The sequence below is a fragment of the Pelomonas dachongensis genome (assembly GCF_043555865.1).
Lineage (GTDB): Bacteria > Pseudomonadota > Gammaproteobacteria > Burkholderiales > Burkholderiaceae_C > Pelomonas > Pelomonas dachongensis.
This window is the reverse complement of record NZ_JBIGHY010000013.1, coordinates 35,539-47,446: the sequence shown is the minus strand read 5'-3', so window position 1 is coordinate 47,446 and position 11,908 is coordinate 35,539. Positions and strand designations below refer to the sequence as shown.

At 70.9% G+C, this 11,908-nt stretch carries 9 protein-coding genes; 1 reads left to right on the top strand and 8 read right to left on the bottom strand.

What is annotated here, in order from left to right; all coding sequences use genetic code 11:
* Positions 1–40: 40 nt before the first annotated feature.
* Genes ACG02S_RS23780 through ACG02S_RS23765 form a run of 4 tightly spaced genes read right to left on the bottom strand, consistent with a single transcriptional unit; the run spans position 41 to position 5,289 of the window.
* Complete coding sequence (locus tag ACG02S_RS23780; protein ID WP_394472988.1) at positions 41–484, bottom strand: acyl-CoA thioesterase; 444 nt, start codon at positions 482–484, stop codon at positions 41–43.
* On the bottom strand, positions 477–3,293 hold the full coding sequence (locus tag ACG02S_RS23775) for an ATP-binding protein (protein WP_394472987.1): 2,817 nt from the start codon (positions 3,291–3,293) through the stop codon (positions 477–479). Before ACG02S_RS23775 ends, ACG02S_RS23780 begins: the two co-directional genes overlap by 8 nt.
* Positions 3,293–3,976: a hypothetical protein gene (locus ACG02S_RS23770; protein WP_394472986.1), complete on the bottom strand. Its 684-nt coding sequence runs from the start codon at positions 3,974–3,976 to the stop codon at positions 3,293–3,295. The genes ACG02S_RS23775 and ACG02S_RS23770 overlap by 1 nt, the downstream gene beginning before the upstream one ends.
* Positions 3,973–5,289, bottom strand: coding sequence for a hypothetical protein (locus tag ACG02S_RS23765; RefSeq protein ID WP_394472985.1), 1,317 nt, complete (start codon positions 5,287–5,289; stop codon positions 3,973–3,975). Before ACG02S_RS23765 ends, ACG02S_RS23770 begins: the two co-directional genes overlap by 4 nt.
* Before the next feature lie 99 nt (positions 5,290–5,388).
* Here ACG02S_RS23765 and ACG02S_RS23760 point away from each other — a divergent pair, with 99 nt between their 5' ends.
* The gene (locus ACG02S_RS23760) at positions 5,389–6,180 is read left to right on the top strand and encodes a DODA-type extradiol aromatic ring-opening family dioxygenase (protein WP_394472984.1); all 792 of its coding nucleotides are present in this window, start codon (positions 5,389–5,391) and stop codon (positions 6,178–6,180) included.
* 12 nt (positions 6,181–6,192) lie between these two features.
* On the opposite strand, the gene paoC is transcribed toward ACG02S_RS23760, so the two are convergent.
* The 4 genes from paoC to ACG02S_RS23740 all read right to left on the bottom strand — a co-directional run bounded on the left by paoC (position 6,193) and on the right by ACG02S_RS23740 (position 11,902).
* Complete coding sequence (paoC, locus tag ACG02S_RS23755) at positions 6,193–8,394, bottom strand: aldehyde oxidoreductase molybdenum-binding subunit PaoC (RefSeq protein WP_394472983.1); 2,202 nt, start codon at positions 8,392–8,394, stop codon at positions 6,193–6,195.
* Positions 8,391–9,344 (bottom strand): FAD binding domain-containing protein, encoded by a 954-nt coding sequence (locus ACG02S_RS23750; RefSeq protein WP_394472982.1) that lies wholly within the window; start codon positions 9,342–9,344, stop codon positions 8,391–8,393. The genes paoC and ACG02S_RS23750 overlap by 4 nt, the downstream gene beginning before the upstream one ends.
* Positions 9,341–10,003 carry an aldehyde dehydrogenase iron-sulfur subunit PaoA gene (gene paoA, locus ACG02S_RS23745; RefSeq protein WP_394472981.1) on the bottom strand — a complete coding sequence of 221 codons (663 nt, stop codon included), beginning with the start codon at positions 10,001–10,003 and terminating at the stop codon, positions 9,341–9,343. Before paoA ends, ACG02S_RS23750 begins: the two co-directional genes overlap by 4 nt.
* A gap of 123 nt (positions 10,004–10,126) precedes the next feature.
* Positions 10,127–11,902 (bottom strand): gamma-glutamyltransferase family protein, encoded by a 1,776-nt coding sequence (locus ACG02S_RS23740; RefSeq protein WP_394472980.1) that lies wholly within the window; start codon positions 11,900–11,902, stop codon positions 10,127–10,129.
* Positions 11,903–11,908: the final 6 nt, after the last annotated feature.

Below are 11,908 nucleotides of genomic sequence, written 5' to 3'. Positions count from 1 at the left end.
GAAACGTATATAGAGCCTGTTTACCCTGAGGGAGCAAGCCCTAGCCAGCTTTGGCAACCACCGCGGCGTCGTAAATGGTCAGGAATTCGGACGGCATGCGTTTGGGCTTGCCGCTGCTGATCTCGATGCAGACCAGCACCCAGCGACCCCGCACCAGCGTCACGCCATCGCCCGCGCGGCGCAGTTGGAAGCGCCGCTCCATCGTCAGCCGGCCATCGCTGGCCGTCAGCCACGTGCCCAGCACCAGCGCCTCGCCTCCGAACGAAGGCAGCAGGTAGTCGTAGTGGCCTTCGCGAATGGCCATCGCGCGGTCCAGCCGCTGGTAGTCGTCGATAGACAGGCCCAGCGCCTCGGAATGGGCCCAGCCCGCCTGCTCGCACCACTGCACGTAGACGGCATTGTTGGTATGGCCCAGCCCGTCGATGTGTTCGGCCGCCGGCGTCAGTGCGAGCGTGAACGGCGACGGGTGGTCCCAGTCATTCATACACGGAGACTTCCGGCCGGCGCGCCAGCACGGCGATGGGCGGCGCCCAGCGCTCGCCGCGCGGCTTCTTGCTGGTCACCAGCGTGATCTCGCTGGGCTCGAAAACCTCGACGTTGTGCGTGATCGGCGTCGTCAGCAGGTACTGCGCGCGGGTGCTGCGCAGAAAGTGGCCGACGAGCTGGATGTTGCGCACGTCCAGGTGGGCGAAGGGCTCGTCGATGAAGACGAAGCCGCCGGGCGTCTCGTCGTCCTTCATCAGGCCGACGAGCAGGATCAGGCTCTTCAGCACCTGCTGGCCGCCCGAGGCCTCGCCGTCGTTGAGGCCCACCTCGCCCTTGCCGTCGAAGTTGAACTTCACATGGAGGCCAGCCTGGGCCAGAACCGTGTCGTCGTTGTCCAGGTGCGGCAGCACGGCCTCGGCTGTCGTGCCGGCCAGTTCGCCCAATTCGGCGACGTTCTTTTTGTAGCGGCGCACGGTGGCGCGCATGACGTCGATGTAGCGCTCGCGGGCGTTGAAGGCGGCGATGCGGGCCAGCTCGTTGCTGGCGCGGCGGTCGCTGAGCTGCGTGTCCTGCTCGTGCACCTGGGCGGCCATGCGGGCGTGGCGGTCGACGACGGTGGCGTCCACCTCCCAGTGGCCGGTCTGCAGTTCCTGGTCGACGTGGTGGGCGCGGATCTCGGCCTGGCGGGCGTTCTCGAACTCGTCGCGCACGGCGGCCAGCGCCGCAGGCGTGACCCACGCAGGCGGGAACTTAGCCTTTTGCTCACGGCTCTCGCGCGACGCCTTGCGCAGCGCCTCGCGCTTGACCTCGTGCTCGCGCAGTCGGCCCGCGGCCGAGCCCTCGCCGTCCTTCAGCGCGATCTGCGCGCCTTCGTAGGCCTGCTCGGTTCGCGTGGACTCACGCACCACACGGTCGTGCTCGCTGTCCAGCGCGCTCATGCGCGACGCGGCCTCGGCGCGCGCCTGGCGCAGCACCGGCAGGCGGGCACGCGCTTCGGCGAACTCGTCGGCGCGCTCGCTCAATTCCAGCGCCGCCTTGTGGCCGACGGCCGCTCGCTGCACGTCCTTGAACTGGCGCTCGACCTCCGCCTGCGCCTTGGCGATGCGGCTCAGCTCACCGTCCCAGCGGGACAGCTCGGCTTCCAGTGCGCCGCGGCGCGAATCGATGGCCGAGGCGCCGAACTGGTGGTCGCGCGGTTCGACGAACACGCTGCGGCCACCACGGCCGTCGCGGTAGTAGGCATCGGCCGTGATCCACTCGCCGCCCACCTGGGCGCCCTCTTCCGTCGACGTCACGCAGCGGATGCCACCGAGCTGGCGCGCGAGCCAAGAAGGCAGCGGCGCGCTGACGTCCAGCGCGGCCAGCAACGTGCCGGCCGGCGCCTGCGTGACGGGCGACGTGTCCGACACGACATAGTGGCGGTAGCGCTGCTTGGCGGCGATGTCGAAGGCGCGGCCTTCGTCGCTGCGGTGCTTCAGCACGACGACCCAGCGCGACGGGCGCAGCAGGCCTTCGGCAGCGGCACGCCAGGTCTCATCGGCGATGTCGATGCTGTCGGCGACGAGGTAGTGGGCGATGCCGGCATCGTCCAGCGCGCGCTTCATCGGCGCGACCTCGGGCGGCGGCGGGGGCAGGCGCTTGCCGCTCAGCTCGCCCAGCTGCGTCTGCGCGCGCGACGCCTTGTCGCTGGCGCGGGTGTAGTCGGCGCGCAGGCGCTCGCGTTCGGACGCCAGCTCCTGCATCCTGGCCGTCAGTGCGGCGGCGTCGGCCTCCACGTCGGCCAGCGCCTTCAGTTCGTCCTCGCGCTTGACCAGCGCTTCGGCGGGGCGCTCGGCTTCACGCGCCGAGTCGAACGCGGCACGGGCTTCGCGGCGTTCGCCATCCAGCGCCTTCAGCCGCTCCTTGGCCGCCTCCTGCGCCGTGAACAGGCTGTGCAGCGCTGCGCGCTTGTCGCTCAGCGCCTTCACGTCGCCGGATGCGAACAGGCGCTGGCGGTGCAGCTCGCGCGCATCGCGGGTGATGCGTTCGCGGGCTTCGCTCCAGCGCAGCACGGGCAGTACCTCGGTCGCCAGGCGCTCGCGCTCCTGGATCTTCAACTGGTACTGGCGGTGGCTGTTGACGCGGTTGGCCAGGTCGCTGAGCTGCGCCTGCGTGTGCGCCAGCTCGGCGCCGGCCTGCTCCACTTCCTTGCCCAGCTGCTGCTGGTGGCTGCGCGCCTGCTCGTAGCGATCCAGCACCTCCTGGTCGCCAAACACCTCGAACACGAGCCTCAGCAGCTCCTTGGGAGACAGCTCGCAGAGACGGTCGGTCTGGCCCTGCTCCAGCGCCAGCACGCGGCCGATGGCGCGCGTGAGGCCCGCGGCCTCCAGGCGCTTCTTCCACGCCTCGATGCCCAGCCAGTCGCGGTCGCCCTTCTCGGCGAGCTGCTCGATCTCGTGCACGCCGTCGAGGATGGTGTAGCGGCGCACCCAGTCACCGCCGTGGCGCTCGATTCGGCAAGCCAGCGTCACCTGGTCCGCGTACAGCAGCGAGCTGGCAAACGGCCGGCTGCTGTTCTGGCGGGTGCGCGGGCGGTTGTCCACCAGCGCGCGCAGCCAGGCCGTCTCGGCGTTGGCGTGGCGGGCGTATGTCTTGTACGTGCGGCCGCCGGAGCATTCGAGGCCCAGCAGCGTGCGCATCGCGTCCAGCAGGGTGGTCTTGCCCGAGCCGTTGGGGCCCGCGATGGTGATGATGGCGCCGTCCAGCGGCAGCGTGACGCGCTGGCAGTAGTCCCAGTGCAGCAGTTCAAGCGATTGCAGGTGGAACATCAGTCGTCAATGTCTTGTTGTTCAGCTTCTTCGGGTCGCGAGACGGGATGACCCGCGCGGGCGAGCACGTCGCCTAAAGCGCCGTCGAGGATGCGCGGCGCCAGCAGGTCGTAGTCGATCAGCAGGTCCAGCAGTGGGCCCTCGGCGATGTCCTCGCCGCGGCGCGTGATGAAGCCGTGGCGCTCCAGCAGCTTGAGGTTGGTGTCCAGCCGCAGCTTCTTGCCGAGCTGGTCGCCAAAGTCGGCCAGCAGGCTACGGTAGCTGATCAGCGGCGCGACGCTGGCGGCCTGCGGCATGGGCTTGTCGGTGGCGAAGAACTCGCCCTGGCCGGCGTGGATGGCATCGCTGCGTGCGACCTGGCGCTGGCGCTTGGGCAGCACGATGAGGCTCCACAAAATCACCAGAAGCGCCACGCCGTCGCGCGGGATGTCGAGGTTGTTGTTGGCGGCCAGACCCGTCTCGCCGAACACGGCGCTCTCCGCGGGGCGCAGCAGCGCGACGGCGATGTGGTCGGCGTGCACGTTGTCCACCAGCTGCAGGCCGACGCCGGCCAGGCGGGTGCCAAGCTGGTTCCACAGCTCGGTGTCGATCAGCGCGCGCTTCACGAGGGGGTGGCTGCGCGGCAGCCAGCGGCGGGCCAGCAGTTGCGCGGCAAGTTGCTGGGAGTCGTCGAGAGGGCTCATGTCGCTGTTGAATCAGGGGTGAGGACGCCGCGGCTCATCCATTTGACGAACTCGTCGTCCACGGGGCCTTGTTCGGCGGACCAGCGCACCGACCACGGCTGGCGGGCCATGTCACCGGTGGCGCCCTTCAGGTGGCGGGCCTGCGCGTCGCCCAGCAGCGGCAGCAGCTGCGCGCGGTAGGCAGCACGGGCGTAGCTGCCGCCCAGGATGGCGGGTGCCAGGTCGTGCTCGACCGGGTCGGACGCGGCCCAGGCGGTCAGCAGCGCCTGCATCTGCTGCATGTCGGGCGGCAGCTGCATGACGGCCAGCTCGCCGGTCGGCGCGGCCTGGCCTTGCGGCAGCGCGGCGGGCTCGGCCGGCTTGGGTCGGTCGCGCTCGAACTCGGCTTCCGCCGTGTCGACGAGGTCGCGCTGCGCCACCAGCACCGGGTGCACCGGCCGCTCCCAGGCGCCGTTCAGCAGCGTGGCCAGGTCGCCCTGGCTCTGCAGCCAGCGGCGCACGTCTGTCGTCGTGATGCCGGTGGAACCCAGCGTCACGCGCTGGCGGTCGGCCTGCTGCAGCGCGCGGTTGAACTGGCTGGCCATTGCCAGCAGCCGCGCCTGCGCCAGGCCCAGCTCGCGGGCCAGCCGCTCCAGCCGTGCCTCGCCGGCCGATTCCGCCTGCGCAATGATGGCGCCCAGTGCCTCGCCGGCGCGGTCCACCAACATCAGCGCCTTCTCGAAGCGCGTGCGCGCGCGGCGCAGCGCGAACTCACTGCCGCTGGCAATCGCGTCGGCAAACTCGTCGTACAGGCGGGACAGCTGCGCCAGCAAGTGCTGCAGCTGCGCCGGCTGCAGCGTGCCCAGCTGATGCGCACCGGCCACGCCAGCCAGCAGCGAGGCCAGGTCACCGTCTGGCGACTGCTCCTGCGTCAGCGGCTGCAGCAGGCCCACAACCTGCTGGGCCAGCGGCGTCACCGCATAGGTCTGCGCGGTGGCGTCCCAGGCCAGCAAATCGGCTTCGCGCAGGCGCTTGAGCACACTGTCCAGCACCTCGTCGCGCAACACGTGGAAGGCCTGGTTCAGCGCCTCGCGCGTCAGGCGCGACTCGCGCAGCGCCAGCACCTCGAAGAACACCCAGAGCCGCAGCCGGGTCAGCCCGGCTGGCCCCTGGAACAGCGCGCGCAACGCCGTCTGCAGCGCGTCCTGACGTTCGAGCTGCCACCACAGCAGCGCGTCCGCTGGCGCGGCGCCGTCGCGGAAGTAGTCCTCCACGCGGTCGGGCCGCAGGGCGTCGTCGCTGTCGGGCAGGGGTGAGGGCAAGGGTGCGGACATGGGGCGCGGATTATCGTCGGCGTCATTCAGGCGCTTTGAGCGCTGCCGGCGGCTGGCTTGAACCCCGGTCCGGCGACGCCGGCCCACACTGCCATCATCATGAAACAGCCCACCTTCTTCCTGTCCCACGGCGGCGGCCCATGGCCGTTCATGGACGGCGACTACCGCCAGGCGCACGCGCAGCTGGAAGCATCGCTCCAGGCGGTGCCGGCCACGCTGCCGGAGCGGCCCAAGGCCATTCTGATGATCTCGGCGCACTGGGAGGAAGACGCCTTCACGGTGATGACGTCACCCGCGCCCGGCATGCTGTACGACTACGGCGGCTTTCCCGCGCACACCTACGAGGTGGTCTATGCCGCGCCGGGTAACCCTGCGCTGGCCGAGCGCGTCGTGGCGCTGATCGAGGCCGCCGGCCTGCCCGCCGCGCGCGACGCCCAGCGAGGCTTCGACCACGGCGCCTTCTGCACGCTGGTGCCGATGTACCGCGAGGCCGACGTGCCGGTGGTGCAGCTGTCGCTGAAGCGTGGGCTGGACCCGGCCGAGCACCTGGCGCTGGGCCGGGCGCTCAACCCCCTGCGCGACGAAGGCGTGCTGATCCTGGGCAGCGGCTTCAGTTTCCACAACCTGCGGCTGTACGGCGCGCAGGGGCGCGAGCCGTCGGCACAGTTCGACGGCTGGCTGCAGGCCGTGCTGCCCTCACCCGAGGGCCGCGAGGGGCATCTGCAGGCCTGGCGTGTCGCCCCCGCCGCCCGGCTGGCGCATCCGCGTGAGGAGCACCTGCTGCCGCTGATGGTGGCCGCCGGCGCTGCCGAGGGCGACACGGCAACCTGCAATTACCACGAGACCGGCTTTCTCGGGGGCGTGACCGCGTCCAGCTTCAGGTTTGGTTAGGGACTGTCGAAGCTAGGCAACTTCCGGCAATCCCGGCAGCAGCTTCTCCAGTGTGATCGGATAGTCCCGCACCCGCACGCCGGTGGCGTTGTAGATTGCGTTGGCCACCGCGGCACCCACGCCGCAGATGCCGAGCTCGCCCACGCCCTTGGCTTTCATCGGCGACGAGGACGGGTCGGCCTCATCCAGGAACACCACGTCCTGATGCGGGATGTCGGCGTGCACCGGGACTTCATAGCCCGCCAGGTCGTGGTTGACGAAGAAGCCGCGGCGTTTGTCGACCTGCAACTCCTCCATCAGCGCGGCGCCGACGCCCATGGTCATCGCACCGATGACCTGGCTGCGCGCCGCGATGGGGTTCAGGATGCGCCCGGCCGCACAGACCGCCAGCATGCGGCGCACGCGGATCTCGCCGGTGAATGCGTCCACGCCCACCTCGACGAAATGCGCACCGAAGGTGGACTGCTGGGCGCGCTTGTCGATGTCGCCGTACTCGATGCCGTCCTCGGCCACCAGGCCGGCAAAGCGCGCCAGCGGCTGCGCCTTGCCGCCGCCGCGCACCTCGCCGCCCGTGAACTCGGCCGCGTGCGCCGCGATGCCGGCCTGCTGCGCGATGAGGCCGCGCAGCTTCATGCACGCCGCATAGACGCCCGCGCAGGCGTTGTTGCCGCCCCATTGCCCGCCCGACCCACACGACACCGGGAAGGCCGAGTCGCCCAGCCGCACGACGACCTGCTCCAGCGGTAGCCCCAACACCTCGGCGGCCGTCTGCGCAATGATGGTGTAGCTGCCCGTGCCGATGTCGGTCATGTCGGTCTCGACGGCCACGCGGCCATCGGCCTCAACGCGCACGCGAGCCTTGGACTTCATCAGCATGTTGTTGCGAAACGCCGCCGCCACGCCCTGGCCCACCAGCCAGCGGCCGTCGCGCACCTGCGCGGGTTTGGCGTTGCGCTTGCTCCAGCCGAAGCGTTCGGCGCCGAGCTGGAAGCAGTCCGCCAGGCGACGCTGCGTGAACGGGCGCTGCGGCTTCTCGGGGTCCACCATCGTGTCGTTGCGCAGCCGGAAGGCGATCGGGTCCAGGCCCAGCTTCTCGGCCATCTCGTCCATCGCGATCTCCAGCGCCATCATGCCGGGCGCCTCGCCGGGCGCCCGCATCGCGTTGCCCTCGGGCAGGTCTAGCACGGCCAGCCGGTTGGCGGTGTAGCGGTGTTCGGCGGCGTACAGCAGCCGCGTCTGGTTGACGCTGGTCTCTGGCCCGCCGCCGGGCAGGTCGCCGGACCAACCCTCGTGCGAGATCGCTGTCAGCCGGCCGTCCTTGTCGGCACCGAAGCGGATGCGCTGGATCGTGGCCGGCCGGTGCGTCGTGTTGTTGAACATCAGCGGTCGCGGCAGCGCCAGCTTGACGGGCCGGCCGGCGGCCTTGGCGCCCAGCGCGGCCAGCAGCACGTCGGCGCGCAGGAACAGCTTGCCGCCGAAGCCGCCGCCGACGTAAGGCGACACCATGCGCACGTCGGACTTAGGGATGCCCAGCGTCAGCGCCAAGTCGCCCACGGTCCAGTCGATCATCTGGTTGGACGTCCACACGGTCAGCTTGCGGCCGTTCCAGGCCGCCAACGTGGCATGCGGCTCCATCATCGCGTGGCCGTGGTCGGGCGTCGTGTAGGTGGCGTCCAGCTGCACCGGTGCCTTCGCAAACGCGGCTCCGAAGTCGCCGACCTTGGTCTCGGCCTGGCCCGTGGCACCGCCGCTCTTGGCCAGCGGGGCGCGGGGCTTCTGCGCGGCGAGGTCGAAGCGGCCGGCGGCGGTTTCGTAGCGGATGTCCACCAGCGCCGCGGCGGCGCGCGCCTGCTCGAATGTTTCGGCCACGACGACCGCCAGCGCCTGGTGGTAGTGGTCCACCTGCGGGCCGCCCAGCAGCCGCGCCGTGTTCATCTTGCCCTTGCCCAGCTTGCCGGCCGTGCGCGACGTGACGATGGTGATGACGCCCGGCGCCGCACGCGCCGCGCGCAGGTCCATGGCGGCGACACGCCCCTTGGCGATGCCGGCACAAACCACGTAGCCGATGGCCGGCTTGGGTGTCAGCTCGTGGTGCTCGTAGGCGTAAGGCGCGGCGCCAGCGGTCTTCAGCGGCCCGTCGATGCGCGGCGTGGGCTTGCCGACGACGCGCCCCTGGTCGATGGGATTGGTGGTGGCGGGTTGGTCGAATCTCATGCGGCCCTCGCGGCTTGGAGCAGGCCGGCCAGCGTGCGCTCGACCAGCGGGATCTTGAAGGCGTTGTCGTGCGTGGGCTGCGCGCCCGCGAACGCCTGAGTCATGAAGGCGGCGGCGCCCTGGGGCAGTTGCCGCTCGGCCGCCTCCACGCGCCAAGGTTTGGGCGCCACGCCGCCGAAGGCTACGCGGCCGCTACCGTCGCGCTGCAGCACCCCCGCCACCGACACCAGCGCGAATGCGTAGGACGCGCGGTCGCGCACCTTGCGGTAGACGTGCACACCCTCGATAGGCTTGGGCAGGCGCACGCCGGTGATCAGTTCGCCGTGCAACAGCGCGTGCTCCTGCTGCGGCGTGTCGCCGGGCAGCTGGTGGAAGTCGGCGATGGGTATGCGGCGCGTCTGGCCATCGGGCTTGACGGTCTCGACCTCGGCGTCTAGCACGCGCATCGCCACGGCCATGTCGCTGGGGTGCGTGGCCAGACAGTGGCTGCTAATACCGATGACGGCCAGCGAGCGCGTCACGCCGCCCGCCGCACTGCAGCCGCTTCCGGGCTGGCGCTTGTTGCAGGGCTGGGCGGTGTCGTAGAAGTAGGGGCAGCGGGTGCGCTGCAGCAGGTTGCCGGCCGTCGTCGCGCGGTTGCGCAACTGGCCCGATGCACCGGCCAGCAGCGCACGCGATAGCACCGGATAGTCGCGCCTGACGGACGCGTCGGCGGCCAGGTCGCTGTTGCGCACCAGCGCGCCGATGCGCAGGCCGCCGTCGCGCAGTTCCTCGACACGGTCCAGACCCAGCGCGTTGACGTCCACCAGATGGCCCGGCGCCTCGATCTGCAGCTTCATCAGGTCCAGCAGGTTGGTGCCGCCTGCGATGAAGCGCGCATCGGGCCGGCGGGCGACGGCAGCGGCGGCCTCGGCCGGCGTGCGGGCGCGTTCGAAGCTGAAAGTCTTCATGCGGCACCTCCCGCCACTTCGGTGATGGCTTCGGCGATGTTGGAGTAGGCGCCACAGCGGCACAGGTTGCCGCTCATGCGCTCACGCAGCTCGTCGGCCGACAGCAGCGGCTTGACCGCCAGATCGGGTGACACATGGCTGGGCATGCCCCGTTTCAGCTCGTCCAGCATGCCCACGGCCGAACAGATCTGGCCCGGCGTGCAGTAGCCGCACTGGTACCCGTCATGTTTGACGAACGCGGCCTGCAGCGGATGCAACTGGGCGGGTGTGCCCAGGCCTTCGATGGTCGTCACCTGGGTGCCCTCCGCCATCACGGCCAGCATCAGGCAGCTGTTGATGCGACGCCCGTCCATCAGCACCGTACAGGCACCGCACTGGCCGTGGTCGCAGCCCTTCTTGGTGCCGGTCAGCTGAAGCTGTTCGCGCAGCAGGTCCAGCAGCGTGGTGCGGGTGTCGACCTCCACGGTGTGCGGCTGGCCGTTGATGCGCAGCGTGACCCGGCCGATGTGGGGCGGCAGGTCGGCCGGTGGCGGCGTCCGCGCTGCATCAGGCGCGGCACTAACCGCGGGCCCGGCGGCATCTGCAGCCGACATCGCGGCAGTGCCGGCGCTGGCAATCAGCACGTTCCGGCGAGAAAGGCATCCCAACGCGTTGTCCATGGCTCACCCCCAGAGCTGCAAACGATCAACGCAGCGTAGACGGCGCGCGCGAAGAGCCGGTGTCGGACGACGCGCCACCGGCGCGCAGGACGACCGGGCACTTACGTGAGCACTGCGTGCGGGCTACTCGCCGAGCACCACACCCTCGCGCCGGGGGTCGGCGCCGCCGGCCCAGCCGCCCTTGCCGCGCACCAGCACCTGCAGGCCGCTGGTCAGGTCGGTCTGGCTGAGGCGGTGGCCGCGCTCGCGCAGAGCTGCCGCCTGATCGAGCGTCAGCGCGCCCGGCTCGACGATCAGCGTGCCACTGTTGAAGTGGCCGAAGTTGGGCAGGTCCACCGCCTGCTGCGCCGGCAGGCCCCAGGCCAGCGCGCCGGTCAGCACCTTGGCAACGTAATGGATGATGACCGGCCCGCCTGGCGAGCCAGCCACCATGACCAGCTTGCCCGCGCGGTCGAACACCAGCGTGGGCGCCATGCTGGAGCGCGGCCGCTTGCCGGCCTCAACGCGGTTGGCCACGGGCTTGCCGTCCGCGCCGACGGGGTTCAGCGAGAAATCGGTCAGCTGGTTGTTCAGCATGAAGCCGCCGGCCAAGCCGGTGCCGCCATCGCTCATCACGCGGTTGCCGAACGCGGACTCCACGCTGCTGGTCATGGACACCGCCCGCCCCTGCGCGTCGACGACGCTGATGTGGCTGGTGCCCCGCTCCAGCTGCTCGGTCTGCGGCGCCCACGCCTGCTGGGTGGCTGCCGGGTCACCCGCCGTGGCGCGGTCCATCGCCCGCTCGCCGATCAGCGCGCCGCGCTGCGTCAGATAGGCCGGCGCCAGCAAGGTCTGCCAGTCGCCGCCGGGCGCCGTCACGAAGGCAGGATCACCGATGAACTGAGCCCGGTCGGCGAAAGCCAGCTTGGCGGACTCGGCGTAGGCGTGCATCCAGTCGGCCGTGAGGCCCCGAGCGGCGAGCGCAGCGGGCTGGGTGTCGAGCAGGCCCAGGATCTGCATCAGCGTCAGGTGGCCCGACGAGGGCGGGCCGAAGCCGCAGATGCGGTACGCGCGCCAGTCGTTGCACAGCGGCGGGCGCACGGCCGGCTGGTAGGCGGCCAGGTCGGCCAGCGTCAGCAGCCCCGGCCGGGCGTGCGCCTTCACGCGGCGCACGATGTCCTCGGCCACGGGCCCTGCGTAGAAGGCTCGGGCGACACCCTGCTCTGCCACGGCGCGCAGCACGGCGGCATAGGCCGGGTTCTTCAGCCGCGTGCCCACGGGCCGGGGCGCGCCGGTGGCGTCGTACAGGTAGGGGCCGGCCTGCGGGTCGCTGCGCAGCGCGGTCTCGTTGGCGGCCAGCTCGTGCAGCCGCGGGCTGATGAGGAACCCCTGCTCGGCCAGCGCGATCGCCGGCTCGAACAGCCGCGCCCACGGCAGCTTGCCGTGCTGTCGGTGCGCTGAAGCCAGCATGGCCATCACGCCGGGTGTGCCGGTGGACAGGCCGCTCAGCACGGCCTCACGCATCAGCCGCGGCTGGCCGTCGGGCTTCAGGAACAGCTCCGGCGTGGCCGCAGCCGGCGCGGTCTCACGCCCGTCCAGCGTCTGGACCTGCTTGCCGTCCCAGTGCATCAGGAAAGCACCGCCGCCGATGCCGCTGGACTGCGGCTCGACGAGGCCGAGCACCAGTTGCACGGCGACGGCCGCGTCTACCGCAGATCCCCCGGCGCGCAGCATCTCGACACCCGCCTGCGCAGCCAGCGGGTTCGCGGCCGTGATGGCAAAGCGCTGCGCGGGCGTTGTCAGGCTGCCGGTCTTCGCGACGCGGGCGGTGGCCGTCTCCGGTTGCTCCAGCGCCGGCACGGGCAACGGCAAGCTGGCCAGGGCCAGCGTCGTGGAGAGTGAGGTCAGCAAGGCGCGCATGACCGG

Bases quoted from the DNA above. Each gene is read 5' to 3' on its own strand.
- ACG02S_RS23780 (WP_394472988.1), bottom strand. From the start codon at position 484: ATGAATGACTGGGACCACCCGTCGCCGTTCACGCTCGCACTGACGCCG.
- ACG02S_RS23775 (WP_394472987.1), bottom strand. From the start codon at position 3,293: ATGTTCCACCTGCAATCGCTTGAACTGCTGCACTGGGACTACTGCCAG.
- ACG02S_RS23770 (WP_394472986.1), bottom strand. From the start codon at position 3,976: ATGAGCCCTCTCGACGACTCCCAGCAACTTGCCGCGCAACTGCTGGCC.
- ACG02S_RS23765 (WP_394472985.1), bottom strand. From the start codon at position 5,289: ATGTCCGCACCCTTGCCCTCACCCCTGCCCGACAGCGACGACGCCCTG.
- ACG02S_RS23760 (WP_394472984.1), top strand. From the start codon at position 5,389: ATGAAACAGCCCACCTTCTTCCTGTCCCACGGCGGCGGCCCATGGCCG.
- paoC (WP_394472983.1), bottom strand. From the start codon at position 8,394: ATGAGATTCGACCAACCCGCCACCACCAATCCCATCGACCAGGGGCGC.
- ACG02S_RS23750 (WP_394472982.1), bottom strand. From the start codon at position 9,344: ATGAAGACTTTCAGCTTCGAACGCGCCCGCACGCCGGCCGAGGCCGCC.
- paoA (WP_394472981.1), bottom strand. From the start codon at position 10,003: ATGGACAACGCGTTGGGATGCCTTTCTCGCCGGAACGTGCTGATTGCC.
- ACG02S_RS23740 (WP_394472980.1), bottom strand. From the start codon at position 11,902: ATGCGCGCCTTGCTGACCTCACTCTCCACGACGCTGGCCCTGGCCAGC.